This window comes from Pseudomonas sp. GL-RE-26, assembly GCF_019956275.1.
GTDB lineage: Bacteria > Pseudomonadota > Gammaproteobacteria > Pseudomonadales > Pseudomonadaceae > Aquipseudomonas > Aquipseudomonas grandcourensis.
In genome coordinates, this window is record NZ_JAHBDI010000036.1 from 1 (window position 1) to 20,405 (window position 20,405).

General features: G+C 59.5%; 22 protein-coding genes and 1 rRNA gene. 13 read left to right on the top strand and 10 right to left on the bottom strand.

The features are described 5' to 3' along the window. The first annotated feature begins 2 nt into the window (after positions 1–2). The 4 genes from rrf (at position 3) to KGB07_RS20880 (ending at position 1,985) form a co-directional block, all read left to right on the top strand. Positions 3–118: ribosomal RNA gene (rrf, locus tag KGB07_RS20865) — 5S ribosomal RNA — on the top strand. A gap of 198 nt (positions 119–316) precedes the next feature. Next, positions 317–508 (top strand): YegP family protein, encoded by a 192-nt coding sequence (locus KGB07_RS20870; RefSeq protein ID WP_046043837.1) that lies wholly within the window; start codon positions 317–319, stop codon positions 506–508. 127 nt (positions 509–635) lie between these two features. Beyond that, positions 636–1,562, top strand: coding sequence for a LysR substrate-binding domain-containing protein (locus KGB07_RS20875; protein WP_046043838.1), 927 nt, complete (start codon positions 636–638; stop codon positions 1,560–1,562). 57 nt (positions 1,563–1,619) lie between these two features. Then, positions 1,620–1,985 (top strand): 5-carboxymethyl-2-hydroxymuconate Delta-isomerase, encoded by a 366-nt coding sequence (locus tag KGB07_RS20880; protein WP_046043840.1) that lies wholly within the window; start codon positions 1,620–1,622, stop codon positions 1,983–1,985. Between the two features lie 3 nt (positions 1,986–1,988). Here KGB07_RS20880 and KGB07_RS20885 read toward each other — a convergent pair whose 3' ends face one another. The 3 genes from KGB07_RS20885 to KGB07_RS20895 form a co-directional block, all read right to left on the bottom strand. Further along, entirely contained in the window at positions 1,989–2,927 is a 939-nt protein-coding gene (locus KGB07_RS20885; RefSeq protein WP_223466441.1) for a LysR family transcriptional regulator, read from the bottom strand. Between the two features lie 114 nt (positions 2,928–3,041). After that, positions 3,042–3,959, bottom strand: coding sequence for a DMT family transporter (locus KGB07_RS20890; protein WP_223466442.1), 918 nt, complete (start codon positions 3,957–3,959; stop codon positions 3,042–3,044). Positions 3,960–3,972: 13 nt separating this feature from the next. After that, the gene (locus KGB07_RS20895) at positions 3,973–5,157 is read right to left on the bottom strand and encodes a cyanate transporter (RefSeq protein ID WP_223466443.1); all 1,185 of its coding nucleotides are present in this window, start codon (positions 5,155–5,157) and stop codon (positions 3,973–3,975) included. A gap of 472 nt (positions 5,158–5,629) precedes the next feature. On the opposite strand from KGB07_RS20895, the gene KGB07_RS20900 reads away from it, so the two are divergent. The 6 genes from KGB07_RS20900 (at position 5,630) to KGB07_RS20925 (ending at position 12,186) form a co-directional block, all read left to right on the top strand. Beyond that, the gene (locus tag KGB07_RS20900) at positions 5,630–7,012 is read left to right on the top strand and encodes a glutamine synthetase family protein (RefSeq protein ID WP_046043846.1); all 1,383 of its coding nucleotides are present in this window, start codon (positions 5,630–5,632) and stop codon (positions 7,010–7,012) included. Positions 7,013–7,202: 190 nt separating this feature from the next. Next, positions 7,203–8,852, top strand: coding sequence for a phosphoethanolamine transferase (locus KGB07_RS20905; protein WP_046043847.1), 1,650 nt, complete (start codon positions 7,203–7,205; stop codon positions 8,850–8,852). Positions 8,853–8,924: 72 nt separating this feature from the next. Further along, positions 8,925–9,587: a class I SAM-dependent methyltransferase gene (locus KGB07_RS20910; protein ID WP_223466444.1), complete on the top strand. Its 663-nt coding sequence runs from the start codon at positions 8,925–8,927 to the stop codon at positions 9,585–9,587. A gap of 123 nt (positions 9,588–9,710) precedes the next feature. Beyond that, complete coding sequence (rnd, locus tag KGB07_RS20915) at positions 9,711–10,844, top strand: ribonuclease D (protein WP_223466445.1); 1,134 nt, start codon at positions 9,711–9,713, stop codon at positions 10,842–10,844. Then, positions 10,841–11,134 carry a YcgL domain-containing protein gene (locus KGB07_RS20920; protein ID WP_046043850.1) on the top strand — a complete coding sequence of 98 codons (294 nt, stop codon included), beginning with the start codon at positions 10,841–10,843 and terminating at the stop codon, positions 11,132–11,134. Before rnd ends, KGB07_RS20920 begins: the two co-directional genes overlap by 4 nt. A gap of 119 nt (positions 11,135–11,253) precedes the next feature. Beyond that, positions 11,254–12,186, top strand: a complete 933-nt coding sequence (locus KGB07_RS20925) for a D-2-hydroxyacid dehydrogenase (protein ID WP_046043851.1) — start codon at positions 11,254–11,256, stop codon at positions 12,184–12,186. A 139-nt stretch (positions 12,187–12,325) separates the two neighbouring features. Here KGB07_RS20925 and KGB07_RS20930 read toward each other — a convergent pair whose 3' ends face one another. Next, positions 12,326–12,919: a nitroreductase family protein gene (locus KGB07_RS20930; RefSeq protein ID WP_223466446.1), complete on the bottom strand. Its 594-nt coding sequence runs from the start codon at positions 12,917–12,919 to the stop codon at positions 12,326–12,328. A gap of 164 nt (positions 12,920–13,083) precedes the next feature. Between KGB07_RS20930 and KGB07_RS20935 the strand changes: the two genes are divergently transcribed. Both KGB07_RS20935 and KGB07_RS20940 read left to right on the top strand, forming a co-directional pair. After that, positions 13,084–13,533: a YcgN family cysteine cluster protein gene (locus tag KGB07_RS20935; RefSeq protein ID WP_046043853.1), complete on the top strand. Its 450-nt coding sequence runs from the start codon at positions 13,084–13,086 to the stop codon at positions 13,531–13,533. Between the two features lie 35 nt (positions 13,534–13,568). Then, positions 13,569–14,798: a hypothetical protein gene (locus tag KGB07_RS20940; RefSeq protein ID WP_223466447.1), complete on the top strand. Its 1,230-nt coding sequence runs from the start codon at positions 13,569–13,571 to the stop codon at positions 14,796–14,798. A gap of 128 nt (positions 14,799–14,926) precedes the next feature. Here the strand turns inward: KGB07_RS20940 and KGB07_RS20945 are convergent, their stop codons facing one another. From KGB07_RS20945 to KGB07_RS20960, 4 genes are all read right to left on the bottom strand, one after another. Beyond that, entirely contained in the window at positions 14,927–15,304 is a 378-nt protein-coding gene (locus KGB07_RS20945; RefSeq protein WP_046043855.1) for a DUF2892 domain-containing protein, read from the bottom strand. A 79-nt stretch (positions 15,305–15,383) separates the two neighbouring features. Beyond that, positions 15,384–15,854 (bottom strand): RNA methyltransferase, encoded by a 471-nt coding sequence (locus KGB07_RS20950; protein WP_007993783.1) that lies wholly within the window; start codon positions 15,852–15,854, stop codon positions 15,384–15,386. 198 nt (positions 15,855–16,052) lie between these two features. Beyond that, on the bottom strand, positions 16,053–16,424 hold the full coding sequence (locus KGB07_RS20955; RefSeq protein ID WP_007898702.1) for a YajD family HNH nuclease: 372 nt from the start codon (positions 16,422–16,424) through the stop codon (positions 16,053–16,055). Between the two features lie 50 nt (positions 16,425–16,474). After that, the gene (locus KGB07_RS20960) at positions 16,475–17,161 is read right to left on the bottom strand and encodes a spermidine synthase (protein ID WP_046043858.1); all 687 of its coding nucleotides are present in this window, start codon (positions 17,159–17,161) and stop codon (positions 16,475–16,477) included. 95 nt (positions 17,162–17,256) lie between these two features. Between KGB07_RS20960 and KGB07_RS20965 the strand changes: the two genes are divergently transcribed. After that, positions 17,257–17,547, top strand: coding sequence for a hypothetical protein (locus KGB07_RS20965; protein ID WP_223466448.1), 291 nt, complete (start codon positions 17,257–17,259; stop codon positions 17,545–17,547). On the opposite strand, the gene KGB07_RS20970 is transcribed toward KGB07_RS20965, so the two are convergent. Next, entirely contained in the window at positions 17,544–18,017 is a 474-nt protein-coding gene (locus KGB07_RS20970) for a cyclic nucleotide-binding domain-containing protein (RefSeq protein WP_150724348.1), read from the bottom strand. The two genes, KGB07_RS20965 and KGB07_RS20970, sit on opposite strands and share 4 nt — an antisense overlap. A gap of 214 nt (positions 18,018–18,231) precedes the next feature. Then, positions 18,232–20,286, bottom strand: a complete 2,055-nt coding sequence (locus tag KGB07_RS20975; protein ID WP_046043862.1) for a S9 family peptidase — start codon at positions 20,284–20,286, stop codon at positions 18,232–18,234. Between the last annotated feature and the right edge of the window lie 119 nt (positions 20,287–20,405).

Genomic DNA, 20,405 nt, shown 5'->3' on the forward strand with positions numbered 1-20,405 from the left:
TTCTTGACGACCATAGAGCGTTGGAACCACCTGATCCCATCCCGAACTCAGCAGTGAAACGATGCATCGCCGATGGTAGTGTGGGGTTTCCCCATGTGAGAGTAGGTCATCGTCAAGATTAAATTCCGAAACCCCTATCTGCGTATGCAGGTAGGGGTTTTGTTTTTGTCCGCGGGAAAGTTCGTACGCGGTTACTCTGGGTCTCCAGTGCGAAATATCCCCTGACATTGCAAGTAATCGCCTTGGAAACTCCTCCTTTATTCTGATGACTGCAGAGCACTGACCTGCAGTCACCAGCAATCGCAAGGAGCGAGCAATGTATTTTGAGATTTACAGACAAATCCGCGGCACTGTTCTGACTGGCAAGGGCCAATGGCGTTGGCGGTTGAGGGCTGGCAATCATGAAACGATTGCCAGCGGGGAGGCGTACGTCAACAAGGCCGATTGCCTGCATGCAATCAGTTTGATCAAGGGAACCTGCGAGCAGACCCCGATCAAGGAAGTTTGAGGGGGAAGCTGCTCGTTCAGGGCCGCTTCGTTTCAACCCGTGTCAGGCTGTTGGACCTGAGTCGGATAGACGGCAGTCGCATCCGCTACCTAAACTGTCAGCAGATTTGGGGATCGGGGGGCAGTGGATGAATCGCAATGAACTTCGCAAGGCGGATATCAACCTGATGGTGGTATTCGAAACGCTGATGCTCGAGCGCAATGTCACTCGGGTGGCGGAAAAGCTGTTTCTCGGCCAGCCGACCATCAGTTCGGCGCTCAACCGCTTGCGTGCGATGTTCAATGATCCGCTGTTCATACGCGTTGGCCATCGCATGGAGCCGACGGCAAGGGCCGAGGAGATCATCAGGCACCTCTCACCAGCGCTGGATTCGTTGTCCGTGGCCTTGAGCCTGACCCATGATTTTGACCCGGCCAGCAGCACGATGTCGTTCCGCATCGGGCTGTCCGACGATGTCGAGTTCGGCCTGTTGCCGCCATTACTGCGAGCGCTGCGCCAGGAAGCGCCCAACGTGGTGTTCGTTGTGCAGCATGTCGATTACTGGCGGATTCCCGACTTGCTGGCGTCCGGCGATATCACGGTGGGTATCAGCCAGACCCGTGGCTTGCCGGCCAATGCCAAGCGCAAGTTGCTGCGGCACATCCAGCCCAGCATTTTGCGCGCCGATGCCTCCGATACACCGCTGACCCTCGATGAATATTGCGCGCGACCGCACGTGCTGGTATCCCACACCGCCAACGTCAGTGGCTACGCCGACGAGTGGCTGGCGGACATCGGCCGTACGCGCCAAGTGGTGCTCTCGGTACCGCAATACAGTTCGCTGCCAGCGCTGCTTGCCGGGACGGACCTGATTGCCAGCCTGCCGGACTACACCGCCGAGGCGATGGCTGCATCGGGAGTGCTGTTCAAGGAACCCTTTCCCATCCAGACACCCACCCTGGACCTGTCCATGGTCTGGCTCAGTCATGTCGATACCGACCCTGCCGAGCGCTGGTTACGCTCGCGCCTGGAAGCGTTCATGAGTGAACGTGCCGTTTTGCCACCGCCCGAATGAACAGGGCGGCGCTGTGCTATATGTACGACCTCTCCACCTACTAACAGGAACTGACTCATGCCTCACCTGCACATGGAATACACCGCCAACCTGACTGATCTGAATGCCGATGTGGCATTGATGCGGTTGAACAATACATTGGTGGGTTCCGGTCAGTTTGCTGCCGAATTCGACATCAAGAGCCGCGCGGTCAAGGTCGAGACGTTCAAGGTCGGCACGGCACTGGCCGAGCGGGCGTTCGTGCATGTGAAACTGGCGCTGTTGAGTGGTCGTTCCGCAGAGATCAAGAAACAGCTGTCTGAAAGCCTGCTGGCGGTGGTGCGGGAGCTGTGTGAATGGCCGAGCAGCATCGAGGTCCAGTTGTGCGTGGAAATTCTCGACATCGATCGCGACTCCTACAGCAAGACCGCCATCAACAACTGAACATCAGGCTGATTCCTGCTCGACGCAGGCCTGGATCACTTGCGTTCGCAGCCAGGTGTTGGCGCTGTCCTGATCGACACCCTGGTTCCACTGCATGTCGAGGGTGAAACTCGGCAAGCCTTCGGGCGCTTCACAGTGATTGAAGGTGTCTGTACTGGCCAGCAATCGCTGGATGCGCCGGGGTAGGGTCAGGACATAATCGGTGCCGGTAATCAGCTTCAGCGCTGCACTGTAGCTGTTGGCGCGTGCGACGATCTGGCGCTGTTGTGCCTGCTGCGCAAGCCAGCCGTCGACCATGTTGGTGGCGGACGTCCAGGGTGTCGGGAACACATGTCGACGTTCGACATAGGTTTGCAGGCTCAGGCGCGGTTCCGCCGGTGTGGCGCGTTTGTCGAAAACACACACAAGGTCATCTTCGAGTAGCGTCTGCGATTTGAAATCGATGTGACTGCGATGGAAGTTCGGACCGAAGCACATCACCAGGTCGAGGCTGCCTTCGCGCAACGCTTCGGCAGGGATATCGGCCTGGAGTTTGAACACATTGACCATCACCGGAAGATCGGCGAGGTCGAATGTTTTCAACAGGCGCGGCAGGATCAATTGCTCGAAATATTCCGGTGCGCAGATATTGAAGGTCACCGGTTGCAGGCCAGGGTCGAACGTGGGTAAGCCGGCGTGACACAGGTTGATGCTATCGAGGATTTTCAGCACGTGAGGGTACATCGCGCTGGCCTTGCCGGTGGGCTGCATGCCGCCGGTACGGGTATTGGTGAACAGTTCGTCCTCGAAACTGGTGCGCAGTTTTTTCAAGCAGTAACTCACCGTTGACTGGCTGACGCAGAGCGTCTCGGATACGACGGTGACGCTGTTCTGCTCATACACGGCGACGAACACCATGAGGTCCTGCATGTCGAGTTTTCTAAGCGAATTGCTGTTCAGCATCCATTGCGTCTCGCTGGGTCCCTTGCGCTGACCGTGTGCAGGGGTGGGTGAATTATCCTAACGGAATGAGCGAGCAGGGAAAATGCCTTGCAGGACGTTTCGCCCAAGACCCTGTCAGCCCTGGACCATCGCCGACACGGCGCGGCGACTGGACATCAATAGCGCGAACATGCCGAGGCCCACCAGCACCGCGCCGGCCATTTCCTGCGGCAGCGGCATCTGGCGCCCCCAAAGCCAGTGAAACAAGGTGATGAACAGCGTGCTCAGGTAGATGTAGGAAATCACCGAGGACGGCGCGATCACGCCGATGGCCCGGTGCAGCAGCCAGAACGTCGCCAGTGTGGCGAACACCGCCAGGTACATCAGCCAATAGAAATCGTTGAGCGTCAGTAATGATGCCGAGCGCCAACCGCCACTGAATCCACAGGACACCAGCAAAAACAGCGCACCGAACAGCATGTTCCAGAACGTCATGAACACCGGTCCGCGTCCCTTGAGGCTATCGGCTTTCAGGTGCTGACTGAGGGGGGCGTAGAGCGCCATCGCCAGGCAGCCGATGCCATACACCGTCAGTGCATAGGGCGATGGCAACTCACCGGGGCCGGTGCCTTTCATGATCAACAAAACCGCCCCCGCAGCGGCGAGCAGCATCGGCACAATCCGTTGTTTCAGACGGCTGTCAGGTGTCAGCACGGCTTCGAAACCCAGGGTCATCAGCGGCACCAGCGTGAACATCGTCCCGGTGTTGACGGCCGAGGTGTAGCGCAACGCTTCGAACAGCGAACCGAAGTACAGCGCCAGCAGCAGGCCGAGTACCGCGTGACCCAGCAGCGCGCGGGTGGTCATGACGGCATCGCCTTTTAGCAGCAACAGCGGCAGAAACACCAAGGCGCAAAACAACAGGCGCAAACCGGTCAGCAGGATCGGGTCGATGGCCTGGCTCACTTGCGCCGCAGCGGAAAACGATGCGGCGATCAACAAGGCCCAAAGAAGCATGCTGGCGTGAGCGACGGCGAAACAGGTGGTTTTCATGGCAGGCTCCAGGTCAATGGATGTGACGGGTGTAGTGCCTTGGGTTGAAGCGAAAAACCATCAGCAGCATCAGCGCCATGACCGCCGTGAGCGACCACCAGGCCCATTCAAAGCTGCCGAGCCGGCCGCGGATGATCCCCGCCAGCAGCGGCGATAGGCCAGCGATCAAGTAGCCGATGCCTTGAACGAATGCGGTCAGGCCACCGGCACGCAATGGATTGTCCAGGTGGTCCAGCGACACGATCAGGCTCATCGGGAACAGGCCGCCAATGCCCAGCCCCAGCAGGCATGGCCACATCAGGCTCAAATGCTGCGGGCTCAGAATCAGTCCACAGAATCCGGCGATGATCAGTGCCAGCAATACCGTCAGCACGATGCGGCGGTCGCGGCTGCGATTGGCGATGACGGGCGTCAGCAGGCCCGACAGCACTTCCATGGCGGTCAGAAACCCGAGCAGCAATCCGGCGTGCTGTTCGCTCCAGCCCTTTTCCACGTAGTACGGCGCCAGCCAGGCCAGAACACAGGTGTAGGACGCAGTGCCCAGGCCAAAGAAAATAGCGAGTAACCACGCGCGGGAATTGGCGAAGTACGAACCTTTGCTGGATGCCCTCGAATCCAGTGTTGGCATCCCCGCGCTTTGGCCGCGCCAGAAGAGTAATGCCAGCACAGCGAGAACGGCCCACATCGCCAGGCCCATACGCCAGCTGCCGGTACGCTCCATCACCAGCGGCGCAAAGGAAGCCCCCATGGCGGCTCCGCCCATGATTGACGTGACGTAGAGCCCCATGCACAGGGCCACGTGGTCGCTGAAGCGGGATTTGATCAGTGTCGGCATCAGGGCCTGTATCAGGGCAATACCGATACCAGCCAGCACTGCGCTGAGGAGCAGCTCCGCGGCTGAATCAAGGAACAACCGCGAAAGCGTGGCCACGCCGATGACCAGCAACGAGAACACCACCGTGCGCTGCTCGCCGAATCTCTGGCTGACGCGCAGGCCGGCAAACATCGCCAGTCCCATGGCCGTCACCGGCAACATTGTCAGCAGTGAAGCCTGGCTGAAGCTCAGCGCAATGTCGTCGCGAATCGCCGAGAGCAGAGGCCCGATAGCGGCCATGGAAGGGCGCAGGTTCAGGGCAACCAGGACAATGCTGAACATGAGCCAGAGGGCAGGGCGGGAAGTGGCTCGGGTGTTTTCCATGATCGGACCTTGAACAATAGGGTTCCGATTAGGCGCGCGAGGCCTGGAGGCGGCAAATCAGAAATTCCGGCGAAGTATTTAGAAATTAAATACAAGTCGTAGCCAAATGTTTAGCCAGACGACATCCAAGGTTCTTCAAATCCTGATTTAACGACTCAAGCCATCGTGTGACGCTGCGGGTCATCTGTTTTCTGCGGTTCTCTCTATGGACGGTCGGCCAGTCGCAATCCACTTCAAGGCATCCATCGACGTTCGGGCGTCGAGCCTTGGTCGTCGATTCACGCCCGCCACCGCGCCAAACCTCTCTGCACTTCCTTCTGAACTGGCTTTCTGGGCGCTGTGGCATTGCCGCCATGCGCGCCCGCCGGATTCCTGCTTTTTCCGCTGATTGTTCCTACATATTCCGGTTGATGCCGGAATTAAAGTACGGGTGCTTTTGCGCACCCGCCTGACACGGAAAAAGAGAGTTCCCATGAGTAGTGCCACGACCTCGTTTGCCACCCGGCAAGAAGCCCAGACCTTTCTGGAGCAGAACCCGGATATTGAAATGTTCGAGCTGTTCATCCTCGACAACAACGGTGTGCCGCGGGGCAAGCTGTTGCATCGTGACGAGTTGCTGGCGGTGTATGAAAGCGGGCGGCCATTGCCGAGCACCATCCTCGGCCTGACCATCAACGGCGATGACGTGGAAAACTCCGGGCTGGTCTGGGACGTCGGTGATATCGACTGCCGGGCCTACCCGATCAGCGGCAGCCTCACGCGAATGCCGTGGCGTCTGATACCGACCGCTGCCGTGCAGGTCAGCATGCACCCGACGGAGGGAATGCCCGCCACCATTGCCGATCCCCGTCATTTGCTGGCCAAAGTCATCGAAGGTTTGCAGGCAGACGGTTATTACCCGGTCATGGCGGCGGAATTGGAGTTCTACCTGCTGGATCAGCAACGCGACAGCAATGGCCGGCCGCAACCGGCACGGGATGTCGATGGCGGGCGTCCGCACGGCACCCAGGTCTATGGGTTGCGCGAGCTTGAGCAGATCGAGCCGTTCCTGGCCGATCTCTACAGTGCCTGCAAACTCCAGGGGATTCCGGCGCGCACGGCCATTTCCGAATACGCACCGGGACAAGTGGAAATCACCCTCGAGCACCGCTCCGACACACTACAGGCGATGGATGAAGCGGTGCGCTACAAGCGTCTGGTCAAGGGTGTGGCGCACAAGCACGGCATGACAGCCTGCTTCATGGCCAAGCCTTTCGATGACCTGGCCGGCACCGGGATGCACATGCACGTGAGCCTGGCGGACAAGGACGGCAACAACCTCTTTGCCAGCGAAGCCCCGGATGGAACGCCACTGCTCAAGCAGGCCGTCGCCGGCATGCTCAGTACCTTGCTCGATTCGCTGTTGCTGTTCTGCCCCAACGCCAACTCCTACCGTCGATTCCAGGCCAACAGCTATGCGCCCCTGGCGGCCACCTGGGGCGTGGACAATCGCACCGTGAGTTTGCGCGTACCTGGCGGGCCTGCGTATTCCCGGCACATCGAACATCGAATCTGTGGCGCAGACGCCAACCCCTATCTGGCGGCTGCGGCGATTCTGGCCGGTATTCATCGCGGTATCCGCGAACAGCTCGACCCTGGTGCGCCGGTGGAAGGCAATGGCTACGCCCAGGCCACGAAACTGTTGCCGACAGACTGGCTGACCACCTTGCGATCGCTGGAAGGTTCAAGTTGGGCCAGGGAAGCCTTCGGCGACAAATTCCTCGGCGTTTACCTGGCAGTGAAACGCGCCGAATATCGTCAATTCATGGGGGAGGTCGGCGAGCAGGACTGGCGATGGTATTTGCACCAGGCTTGAGCCGAGGCTGTACTGGAGCTGAATCGTTCTCAGCCAGTCTGGAAGTTCTAGGCTGGTTTTATAAGCCAACTAATTGTTGGCTTCTTTTTCACAAAAAATTGATGGTTGACTACCTAAAATTAGAGCTGTCTCGGTAAATGAAATTTTCACATTTTCCGAAGACGCCTTTTTTCAGGACCCGCCGAAACTCATGCTTAAGATTAAAGCCGTGCGCCCCGAATGGGTGACACTGATTGCCAGCGCATTTTTGTTGTTTGGCTTCAATTTTGTACTCTGGCAACACCTGTTCGAAATCACCGCATCCGACGGCAAGGGCATCGTCATGCGCGTGGCCTTTGGGGTGATGATTTTCGCGGCCTTCAACATTGTGCTGACCCTGCTGGCCTTCCGGCCGGTGCTCAAGCCGGTCCTGACCCTGCTGTTCATGACTAGCGCGGGCGTGGCGTATTTCATGAGCCAGTATGGTGTCCTGATCGACACCGGCATGTTGCGTAACTTCGCTGAAACCAACGCTACGGAAGTGCGCGACTTACTGTCACCTAAGTTGTTTGTTTATATTGTGCTGCTCGGCGTATTGCCGTCATGGCTGTTGTGGAAAACTCCAATTAGTTATCGTCGCTGGCATCGTGAGTTGCTCAGTAAAGCCCTAGTGACTTTTGCTTCGGCGGCAGTCATTGGTGGTGTCGCACTGGTTAACTATCAAGGCCTGTCTTCGCTGTTTCGCAATCACCACGAGTTGCGCCTGATGGTGGTGCCAAGCAACTACATTGGTGCCACGTCTGGTTTCTTGCGCGAGAAAGTAGCGACGGCCCGGCAGCCCTTTGTCAAGATCGGTGAAGATGCCCAGCGCAATCCGGCCTGGCAAACTCACGGACGCAAATCCCTGACGGTGCTTGTGGTGGGTGAAAGTGCCCGGGCGGAGAACTTCGGCATCCTTGGCTATAGCCGCGACACCACTCCGAAACTGAGTAAGGAAGATGGCCTGATCGCTTTCACCGATGTGCATTCCTGCGGTACTGAAACCGCCGTATCGGTGCCTTGCATGTTCTCCAATATGGGGCGCAAGGACTACAACGCCAGCAAGGCAAAGAACGAAGAAGGCCTGCTGGACGTGCTCAAGCATGCGGGTATCGACGTGATCTGGCGTGACAACCAGTCAGGCTGCAAAGGTACCTGCGATCGCGTCACCATTCAGGACGTCAGCAACCTGAAAGATCCGGCGCTGTGCAACAACAGCGAATGCCGCGACGAAATCCTGTTGCAAGGCCTGCAACATTTCATCGATACCCTGGACAAGGACACTGTACTGGTATTGCACCAGATGGGCAGCCACGGTCCGGAGTACTTCAAGCGTTACCCGAAAGAATTCGAGCGCTTCACCCCGGTTTGCGAAAGTAATGCCCTGAACAATTGCAGTCGCGAAAGTATCGTCAATGGCTACGACAACACCCTGGTCTATACCGACCATGTGCTGTCGACCTTGATCGATCTGCTGCGCAGTAACCAGGGCAAAGTGGACACCGCGATGCTGTATCTGTCGGACCACGGCGAGTCCCTGGGTGAATACAACTTGTTCCTCCACGGCACGCCTTACATGCTGGCACCCGAGCAGCAAAAGCATGTAGCCATGTTTGCCTGGTTCTCCGACAGCTATAAAAAGTCGTTTGCGGTAGATACCCACTGCCTGCAACAGAGTCGTGAAAAACCCCTGAGCCAGGACAACCTGTTCCATTCGATGCTTGGGCTGCTGGAGGTCAGCAGCAAGGTGTACAACCAGGATCTGGACATGTTTGCCGGATGTCGTGGTCCAGTGGCCGACGGAGTGTTGGCCAAGGATTGAGTGCTCCGATTCTGTTTCACGCGGCGGCCGCCGACCTGCGGCCTGTAGAACTTTTATCAAGAGCCATTGCACATGTCTGCTCAGCCTCCAACCGCCATCGAGCTTGAGATCGCCCGGCGCTACGACCAGGAGCACGCGCGCGTCTGCCTTCAGCCGCAAGCGCCGGGTCTGGGCGGGCGTCTGGCGCTCTGGCGTGAGGAGCGTCTGGTGCGCAATGCACTCAAGGTCGCTGGCGAGCCTGGTCTGATCCTTGATGTGGCTTGTGGTGTGGGGCGTTTCTGGCCAGTGCTGGCCGAGCACGCGAATCGGGTGATCCTTGCGACGGATCCGTCCCAGGACATCCTCGATCATGCCCGCACACATCACCCGCAGAGTCTGTTGAAGCGGGTCAAGACCTTTCAGAGTTCCGCGTTCTCGATTGGCTTGTCGGAGAACGCGGTTGACTGCATTTTTTGCATGCAACTGTTTCAGCTCCTCCATAACCCGGAACATCGTCTGGCGATGCTGGGTGAGTTTTACCGAGTCAGTCGCGATACGGTGATTGTCGCGGTGCGCCATGACGGACTTTTCAAGGGCGCACATTCAGGTGTGGAGGGCGTTCCGGCCCGGCCATTACCGAGCAAGGCCGAGGTAGAAAGCGAGTTCAGGCAGGCGGGTTTCCGTTTGCTCAGCCATCAGGATTTTTTCCCTGGTTGCGCGCGGATGCGGGTCTATGTGCTGGGTAAGACCAGCTAGCCCGACTTTGTCGGACTATTCTGTATGTCACGCAGTAATTTTCGCTAACGCTCTTGTTCAGTGGATGCGCGGAAATCGCCGGGGGCGATATATACTGCGCGCCATTCTTCAAGGGAGAGCCGTGTGGCCATCGATATTCACTGGATTCGCGACAACGATAGCCTCGGACGGTTGTGCACCGAGTGGCAACAGTTGCCATTCGTTGCCCTCGATACCGAATTCATGCGGGTCGACACCTTCTATCCGATCGCCGGCCTGCTGCAAATCGGTGTTGGCGTTCGCGCCTATCTGATCGACCCGCTGACCATCGACAACTGGCAGCCATTGGCCGCGTTGCTGGAAAACCCGGCGGTGCTCAAAGTTGTCCACGCGTGCAGCGAAGACCTCGAAGTCCTGCTACGCCTGACCGGCAGCCTGCCGGCGCCACTGTTCGATACGCAATTGGCTGCCGCTTACCTGAACCTCGGTTTTTCCATGGGTTATTCGCGGCTGGTGCAGGAAGTGCTCGGCATCGACCTGCCCAAGGGTGAAACCCGTTCCGACTGGCTGCAACGTCCGCTTTCCGAAACCCAGATCAGCTATGCCGCCGAAGACGCCGTGCATTTGGCTGAAGTCTTCGTAAAGCTGCGCCCAAAGCTGTCTGACGACAAATACGCCTGGGTCCTGGAAGACGGCGCCGAACTGGTGGCCAACCTGCGCCGCGAGATCGACCCGTACGAGGTCTATCGCGATGCCAAGCTGGCCTGGAAGCTGTCCCGCGCTCAACTCGCCGTTTTGCGTGAGCTCTGCGCCTGGCGTGAAAAGGAAGCCCGGGTCCGCGACCTGCCGCGCAACCGGATTATCCGCGAGCATTCGTTGTGGCCGCTGGCGCGTACGCAACCGGATAACCTCGGCGCCCTGGCGAAAATCGAAGACATGCACCCGCGTACCGTGCGTCAGGACGGCGAGTTTCTGCTTGATCTGATCAAGCGCTCTGGCAGTGTGTCGCCTGATCAATGGCCACCAGCCGTGCCGGAGCCGTTGCCGGTGGATGCCGCTGTGCTGCTCAAACAAATGAAGGCCATAGGCCAGGCCGAAGCCGAACGCCTGAACATCGCGCCGGAACTGATGCTGCGCAAGAAAACCCTGGAAGCGCTGCTCAAGAGCGGCTTCCCCAATGGTCCCTACCAATTGCCTGATTCGCTGCGTGGCTGGCGCCGCGAATTGATGGGCCAGGCGCTGCTCGACAGCCTGGCCACCGCCGGAGAACAGCCTTGAAACGTATTTGTTCCATCTACCGCAGCTCGAAGAGAAACGAAATGTACCTGTATGTGCTCAAGAGCGATGCTCTGGAGCGCGTGCCGGATCCCCTGATGGCAGCTTTCGGCAAGGCCATCCACGCGTTCGACCTGGTGCTGAGCCCCGAGCGCAAACTGTCGCGCGAGGACATCACGGTCGTGCTGGAAAACCTCGAAAAACAGGGTTATCACCTGCAAATGCCGCCTGCCGAAGACGAGTACATCGAGCACCTGCCGGAAGAATTGTTGCGTCGTAACGATCCGATGTGAGCGGCAGACAGACTCTGTTCAGCGTGGTTATGAAACACTGATTGATTTTAGCGATGGCAGCATCGACGGAGCACTGCTCCGTCGGCGGCCGTCTGCACCGTTTTTGAAAGGTTTGAAGCATGCGCGTCCTGATTGCTGAACACGACCACCCGGTGTACGCCCAACTGTTGCGCGAGGCGGCACCGGACCTGGAGGTGCTGACCAGCGGTGATTCCGCTGAACTGGCCAGTCAGGCCGCCGATTGCCCGGTGTGGCTCGGCCAGCCTGATTTGCTGGCGACCCTGTTGCGTCAGGGCCATCAACCGCAATGGTTGCAATCGACCTGGGCCGGCATCACGCCGCTGCTGGCCGATGGGTTGCCGCGGCACTATCGACTGACCCGTGCAGTCGGCATCTTCGGCCAGGTCATGGCCGAGTACGTGCTCACGTACATGCTCGGTCACGAACGTGAAGTGCTGGCGCGACTGGTCAGCCAGGTCGAGCGCAAATGGGACAGTCGCCATGGCCAGAGCCTGGCCGGGCGCAAGGTGTTGATCGTCGGCACCGGTGATATCGGTCAAAGTGTCGCGCAGTTCCTCGTACCGTTCGGCGTCGAGTTGTATGGCATTGCCAGCACGGCACGGGAGCAGGCACCGTTTATCGAGGTCGGTTCACTGGCGGATCTGCCGCGGCTGGTCGGTGAAGTCGATTACGTGGTCAATCTGCTGCCGAACACCGTGGAAACCCACGATATCTACGACGCGACGCTGTTCAAGCAATTCAAGCCGACCGGGTTGTTCATCAACGCCGGGCGCGGTGTGGCGGTGGTCGATGCGGATCTGGTGGAAGCCTTGAAGGAAGGGCATCTGGCGGGCGCAGTGATCGACGTGTGCCGTCAGGAACCCTTGCCCCAGCGTCATCCATTCTGGACGGCCTGGGGCCTGCTGCTGACCGGCCACAGCTCGGCACCTACTTCGCCTTCGATGATGGTGAAACTGTTTGTCGAGAACCTTCGGGCGTATCAGGCGGGAGAGGCGTTACGCGGGGAAGTGGATTTCGATCGCGGGTATTGATCCACCGCTGATTCTGCCTGGAACACCAAACCTGTGGGAGCGAGCTTGCTCGCGATGGGGTCTGTACATCCAACATCAAAGTTGAATGTCCTGCCGCCATCGCGAGCAAGCTCGCTCCCACAATGTTTTTTGCAGTGGCTTAGAGGGTGAAATCACCTTCAGCCGCCAATTCGCTCAATGGACGACGCGGGCTTGGTTCTTCACGGGCTTGCAGGTAATCCGCCAAGCTCGCCTTGTCCCCCAGCTTGCCCACCGCGAGGGCGGCGTGCAGGGCGTAGCCTTCAGGAATGTTCAGCTCCTTGCGGGTCAGTTCCTGGTCGAAACCGGCCATGCCGTGGGTGTGCCAGCCGCTCAGGCTCGCTTGCAAGGCCAGGTGGCCCCAGGCGGAACCGGTGTCGAAGGTGTGCCACAGGGCCGGGGTTTCTTCGGTGGCGCCAGGCACGGCGAAGGTGGTTTTCGAAATCACGATCACCAGGGCCGAAGCATGTTGTGCCCAGCTGCGGTTGAATTCGTTCAGCAGGCCCAGGTAACGCTCCCAGTTTGGCGTGTCGCGACGTGCGTAAAGGAAACGCCAAGGTTGCGAGTTGTAGGCCGAGGGTGCCCAGCGGGCGGCTTCGAAGAAGCTCAGCAGGGTTTCCTCTGGAATCGTTTCGCCAGTGAAGGCGCGGGGCGACCAGCGATCGGTGAACTGAGGGTGAATGGCGTAATCGGCAACGCGTGGGTTGGCACTCATCAAGAGATTCCTGGCTACGTTTGAAAGTGGGGACGACGCAAAACCCTACTTGGCAGCGCAAAAACTGACAAGCCTGTTCTACCGACAGTCGCCAATGCTTGGCCCAAGGGGCTTCGGGCACTAGACTGGCGGCCTTTTCACCACCTGATGTCGATACTCGAACCATGGCCGCCAAAGTAGAACCGTTCTGGATACGCAAGACCCTCGATCAACTCGATCAGGAGGAATGGGAGTCGCTGTGCGACGGCTGTGGATTGTGCTGCCTGCAAAAGCTTGAAGACGAAGACGACAACAGCGTCTATTACACGCGCATCGCCTGCAAACTGCTGGACCTGAAAACCTGCCAGTGCAAGGACTATTCCAACCGTCGTGACTCCGTGCCGGACTGTATCCAGCTCACACCGGGCAAGGCCGACGAATTCAAATGGCTGCCACCGACCTGCGGCTATCGCCTGGTCAGCGAAGGCAAGGATCTGCCGTTGTGGCACCACCTGGTGTGCGGTGATCGCGATGCTGTTCATCACGAGCGGATTTCCCAGTCCGGGCGCATGCTCGCCGAAGGCAGCGTGCCGGAAGATGACTGGGAAGATCACCTGATTTTCCGAGCAGGCTGATGGCCTGAGGTTCAACCTTTCACGAAGGAGTGTGTATGGCTGTGGGATGGCGGCAGGCGTGGGTTGTTGGATTACTGGTCGTGAATTCGCCCGCATGGGCTGCGAACAAGGTCAATCTGGATTACCACGTGCGCCTGTTGCCCCAGAGCGATCAGGCCGAAGTGCGCCTGACGCTTGCCCAGGGCTCGGTGGTACGCAGCCTGGATTTCGACCTTGGCGACGGCAGTCACTACAGCGATTTCAAGGCTGACGGCCAATGGCAGCTGACCCCCGGCAATGCGGCGCGTGGTGTCTGGCATCCTGCTGCCGACAAGGCCAGCCTGACCTACCGCGTGAACATCAGCCACGGGCGCAAGAGCGGCAGCTTCGACACGCGCATGACGCCACACTGGGCGTTGATGCGCGGCGACGATCTGGTACCGGCTGCCAGACTCGATCAACAGGACGGCATCGAACTGGTTGCACGCCTCGAATTCGAACTGCCCGGTGGCTGGAACAGCGTTGAAACCGCGTGGCCACGAATCGGCCCGAATAAATTCCGTATCGACAACCCTTCCCGACTGTTCGACCGGCCCACCGGCTGGATGCTCGCGGGTCAGCTCGGCAGCCGCCGTACTCGTCTGGGCGAGACCGAGGTCACCGTCGCCTCGCCGCTGGGGCAGGGCATGCACCGTATGGATGTGCTGACGCTACTGACCTTCGTCTGGCCGCAAGTGCAGGCGCTGTATCCGCGACACCCGGGCAAACTGCTGATCGTCGGGGCCAATGACCCAATGTGGCGCGGCAGCCAGTCGGCGCATGAGTCGATCTACCTCAACAGTCGTCTGCCGTTGGTCAGCGAAAGCGGCACCAGTGCCCTGGTCCGCGAGTTGGCCCAGATGTTTGGGCGGATCAACGGCACCCAGCGCAGTGACTGGATCAGCGAAGGCTTTGCCGAGTATTACGCCATCGAACTGGTGCGCCGGGCTGGTGGCATGAGTGATGAGCGCTACGAGAACCTGCACGCCAAACTGGTCAGGAACAGCCAGAAAGTCACCACGCTGCGTGGTGAACAGATCACTGCGATGCAGGTGGCCAGGGCGGTGGTGTTGCTGCAGGAACTGGATCGCGAGATTCGCCTGAAAACCCACAACAAGCGGTCGCTGGACGACGTGTTGCGCGGGGCGATGCGGCTGGGGGATATCGATACCCAGGCGTTTGTTCAGCTCAGCGAGAGCGTGATCGGTGGTTCTTCAAAAGTACTGAGTACTGAGTTGATTCAGTGAGTCCGTCATCGCGAGCAAGCTCGCTCCCACAATGATTGGAGGTGAATGCAATTGTTGTGAACGCCACATAACCCTGTGGGAGCGAGCTTGCTCGCGATAGGGCCATCAGCCCCACCGGACGATCCGGATCAAACCCCGGTCTTCGGTGACTTCAACGAATCATTGCCCGTAACCGTCGCGGTTTTGGTCGCCGCCTCGGCATTGGCTTTCATCTGGCTCAGTTCTTCACCCGCCCGCTGGATTTTCGCCCGCACGTTGTTCATGTCCTGACGGCCTTTCTCCAGCAGGCTTTTCGCCGAGCTGTGGCCGGTAATACCACGGGCCAGGGCCACGCCGCCGATGGCCACCTGGATCAGGCCAAAGATCCCGCCACGACGCAGGCCCTTGCCCACCATCACCACACCGCCGGCCAGGGAGCCGACGCGTTCCCAGCCCTGCACGTTCTGCTCGGAAGGGCTCTGGAACGGGGTGGATTCGATACGCTCGACGCGTTTGAGTTCGCTCATGGTCTGTCTCCAGGCTTCAGGGATCGATAGTCAAGCTGACAGCCGGGGCGGGCAGCTCGTTCAATCGGATGTGCGGCGATTAGCGGAATTTTGGCCCGGAGCGGGTATTGAGCCCCTTGGACATGCGGTCGTAGAGCACGACGTTGACCGTGGCGGCCAGGTTCATGCAACCGGTGGTCGGAATGTAGACCACGTCCTCGCACCAGTCGCGAATTTCTTTATCCAGCGATCCGTCTTCCGGGCCGAAGATGTAGAGCGCGCGATCCGGGTGGGTGTATTCCGGCAGTGGGCGGGCGCCCTCGACCAGTTCCACGGCGACGGGCACGCAATTGAGGGGCAGGATTTTCTTCAGGTCGTCGATGCCGATCAGCGGGATGTCGTAGTGCACGCGCTTGGTATCGGTGACGAAGTCGGCGGCGCGCTCATAGCGCTTGCCGGTGTAGAACACCGACGCCACGCCATAACAGCCAGCGGCGCGCATCACCGAACCGACGTTCTCCGGTGATTTGGGGTTATACAAACCAATGCAGCTGTACCGTTTGTCTGCCACGAGCGGGGTGCCTTTCGGGAAAAAAGCGCGATTATACGGAGATTGGGGCGGGGGTGTTCGGTTTGAGATTGGTGGTGTCTGAGCGATTGCTATCGCGAGCAGGCTCGCTCCCACAGTTGACCGAGGTGTCCAGACGGACGTAGAACAATGTGGGAGCGAGCTTGCTCGCGATGAGGCCAGATCAGGCGCTGAAAATCTTCAGTCTTCTTTCTTCATCAACCCCGCCAACGCCGCAAACGGGTTGTGCGTGGCTTTGGCGATTTTCGGTGTGCTCAGCGAGCCTTCGTCGAAATACTGCTGGTCGGTATAACGCGAGTGCTCGTTATCGTGGCAGTACAGGCACAACAGCTCCCAGTTCGAGCCGTCCTGCGGGTTGTTGTCGTGGTTGTGGTCGCGGTGGTGCACGGTCAGTTCGCTCAGGCGCTTGCCGGAGAATTCACGGGCGCAGCGGCCACAGACGTGCGGGTACATCTTCAGGGCCTTGTCGCGGTAGCCCATTTCCTTGTCGCGCTGGTTGTCGGCGAGGATGCGATCCAGCTTCGAGGTGTTGGTCGGGGTGGACGAACTCATGGGTTCACCTTTGTTGAAAGACTAATGACGGTTATAGGGTGAAGTTTAGCCTAGCCCTTGAGCTTCTCGGCAATCCAGATGGTGTGGCGGGTGCCCTTGTTGCCGTGGGCGAAGACCTGCACTTCCTCGGCCTTGAAACCCGCCTTCTTCAGTTTGTCGGAAAATTGTCGGTCAGCGCTGGCCGACCAGACGGCCAGCACGCCTTTCGGTCTCAGGGCCTTGGCACAGGCGCTCAGGCCGCCGGCGGAGTACAGCCAGCTGTTGGCTTTCTGGGTCAGGCCTTCGGGACCGTTGTCGACGTCGAGCATGATGGCATCGAAACCCTGGGGCTCGGCCTGCAGGACTTTGGCCACGTCTTCCATGCGAATCACGGTCCGCGGGTCTTGAAGCGGGTTTCCGGCTTTCTCGCCGAGTGGCCCGCGATTCCATTCCACAACGCCAGGCACTAATTCAGCGACCACCACTTCGGCGGTCTTGCCCAGGTGCTTGAGCGCCGAAGCGAGGGTGAAACCCATGCCCAGGCCGCCGATGAGTACCCGCGAATTCGGCCGGCCGGCGACCTTGCGACACGGGATCTCGGCCAGGGCATCTTCGGAGCCGTGCATGCGCGTGTTCATCAATTGTCCGCCGTCGCCGCCCTGGATCTTGATGACAAAATCCTCGCCATATTCGAACAGGCACAGGGCGCCGCCGTTTTCAGGGATGGGGGTGGTGTCCAGCAGAACGAAACGTTTCATGGGGCTCACTTGAAGAAAATTGGCAGAACTCGGGAGGGCAAACAGACGCAGTTGGGAGTAGCCTGTTTATGACGACAAGGCCAACGGAGCCATTGATGAAGCGCACCATTCTAACGGTCATTGCCCTGGCCGCGCTCTCGATAACTGCAGTGCAGGCGCAACAGCTGCAATCGATTCCCGTCAGCCCCGCGCCGATGCCCGGCTCGCCCGGCACCGCGACGCCCACGCCTTACCCGCAGATCAGCCCGGCGCCTTTGCCTAAAGTCGGCCCCGGCAGTAGTGGTCCGCCGTTGGTGCCGATCGAAATGCCAAGCCCGCCGACCAAGGACCAGCCCGTGCCGGGGCTGGAGCCCAATCCGCCGAAATCCAAGTCGCCGGGCGGCTAGACCTGCTGCGAAAGCAGTTGGCCGTCGGCCATGCGCAGGCGTTTGGAGAGGGACACGGCGAGAGCGCGGATGATTTTGGCGGCGATTTTCGGTGCGTCGTTGAGCATCTTTTCCAGCGAGTCCTTGCCCAGGTTGAGCAACTGGCAGTTGCTCGCGGCCACGCAACTGGCTGAGCGCCGTTCGCCATCAAGCACGGCCATTTCGCCGAATGAGCGGCCGCTGCGCAAGGTGGCGATGGTGACTCGTTGCCCGTCAGCGGTGGTTTTTTGCACCGCCACCTGACCGGTGTGGATGATGCACATGAAGCTGCCGGCATCGCCCTCCTGAAAGATCTCCTCGCCCTGGGCAATGGTGCTGATACTGAAGTAGCCCGAAGCCGCGGCGAAGTCCGCCGGCAACAGTTGATTGAACAGGCCGCAATCCATTAGCCAGTCGCGAATTTCGTTGTTCAGAAAGGTTGGTTCAGACATGTCGTCACGGTCTTTTTTGTGATTGTTGCTGACTCGAATTTGAATTCACCGAAAATCCCTTGTGGGAGCGAGCTTGCTCGCGATTGCGGCTTCACAGGCAACAGTAATGTTGATTGTGCTGACGCCATCGCGAGCAAGCTCGCTCCCACAGGGTACAGGTGTTGTATCGGCCGCCGGTGTCAGGAGTTAAGACCGGCACAACGCGCCAGGTTCCTCAGGCAATACCCAGAACCTTGAACAAAAATGCATATTCGAGTGCTACGTCACGCAATCCCTGATATCGACCGCTCATCCCGCCATGTCCGGCACCCAGTTCAGTCTTGAGCAGCAGGGGATTGCTGTCGGTCTTGGTCGCGCGCAATTTCGCCACCCACTTGGCCGCTTCCCAGTACTGCACGCGGCTGTCGTTGTAGCCGGCGATCACCAGGGTCGCCGGATAAGCTTGCGCGGTGACGTTTTCGTACGGGGCGTAGGCCTTGATCCGATCATGGACGCCCGGTTCTTCAGGGTTGCCCCACTCGTCGTATTCCGTCACGGTCAATGGCAGGTCAGGGTCGAGCATGGTGTTGAGTACGTCGACGAACGGCACTTCGGCGATGGCGGCGCCAAACAGCTCTGGCCGTTGGTTGAGCACTGCGCCGATCAGCAAGCCACCGGCGCTGCCACCACTGATCGCCAACTGCGGTGCAGTGGTGAAGCCTTGGGCGATCAGGTGTTCGGCACAGGCGATAAAGTCGCTGAAGGTGTTGTGCTTGTGCTCCTGCTTGCCGGCGCGATACCAGGCTTCCCCCAGTTCGCCGCCGCCACGCACGTGGGCAATGGCAAACGCCATGCCGCGATCCAGCAGGCTCAGGCGCGCATGGGAAAACCACGGGTCGAGGCTTTCGCCGTAGGCACCATAGCCGTAGAGGTACAGCGGCACGGGTTTGCCGAGGTCTGCACGATTGATCACCAGGCTGATCGGCACTTGAGTACCATCCGGCGCGGTGGCCCACAGGCGTTGGCTGACGTAGGCGTCGGCATCGAACGGGCCGAGCACCGGGGTTTGCTTGAGGACTTTCTGCTCGCCGGTTGCCAGTTCAAGCTGACGGATTTGCGCCGGACGGTTCAATGCCTCGTAACGCAGGCGAATCCGGTCGCTTTCGAACTCCAGGCTGTTTTGCACGTGCAGGCTGTAGGCCGCATCCGGCAGTTGCACGCGATAAGGCGGCAGGCCTTGTGGGTGAACTTCAATGACCGGCAAGCCGCCAACCCGCAGGCTCAGGGTCATGGCCCCGGTGTTCAGGCTGATGCCGTCGATCATCACCGTGTCGCTGTGGGGGATCAGGTTCTGCCAGTCGGCTTCGGTGGGCGCGGCGCCGGTATCGACAGCGGTGTACAAGGCGAAATTGATGCCGTCACGGTTGCTGCGAATGAACCAGGTCCATTGTCCGTCGAGTACGCCGTGGTCGACGTCGTACTCATGATCCTCGACCCGTGGCGCGATGCAGGTAAAGGCTTGCAGCGGCTGGTTGGCGTCGAGGACCCAGGCTTCGCTGGTGGTCTTGCTGCCCACGGACAGCAGCAATTGTTGCTCGGAGCTTGAACGGTAGCAATGCATGAAGAAGCGACCGTCCGGCTCATGGAACACTTCTTCGGCCGCCGTGCCGTCCAGGCGATAGCGGTATAGCTTGTGCGGGCGATGGGTGTCGTCCAGTTCGCCAAAGAACAGCGTCAGGCTGTCGTTGGCCCAGGTCATGCTGCCGTCGCAGTCCTGGAATTCCAGTTCGCTGACACGGCCTTCGGACAATTCCTTCACGAACAGCGTGTAAATCTCCTCGCCACTGGAGTCGATGCTGTAGGCCAGACGCTGATGGTCCGGGCTGATGCTGAACGCCCCGAGCGAAAAGAAGCCGCCGTTGGCCAGTTCGTTCGGGTCCAGCAGCAGTTGTTCGCGGCTTTCGTCCAGGGTCAGGCTGTCATCGGCCGGACGCGGGCAGCGGTAGTGCCGGGCGTACTCATCGCCCGCCGTGGTGCGGGTGTAATACAGATACGGTCCCCACGGCGAGGGCAGGGACAGGTCGGTCTCGAGAATCCGCCCCTTGATCTCTTCGAACAGGGTTTCGCGCAATCCGGCCTGGTCGGCGGTTTGCGCTTCCTGATAGCTGTTTTCAGCCTTCAGGTAGTCGAGCACTGCCTTGGTGTCGCGCTCTTGCAGCCAGGCATACGGGTCGGAGCCTTCAGCCTTGTGGGCGATCGGAGCGTCGTGAATGTTGGCGGATAGGGGCATGAAGGGCTCTCGAACAGTGTACGGAATAGGGGCTTGGCAACCTGGATAGCGCCCAACAGTCAGGCATTGATGCAGCCTGATGGGCGAAAAGCCGTTATCATAAGCGCCTCTTTGCCTGC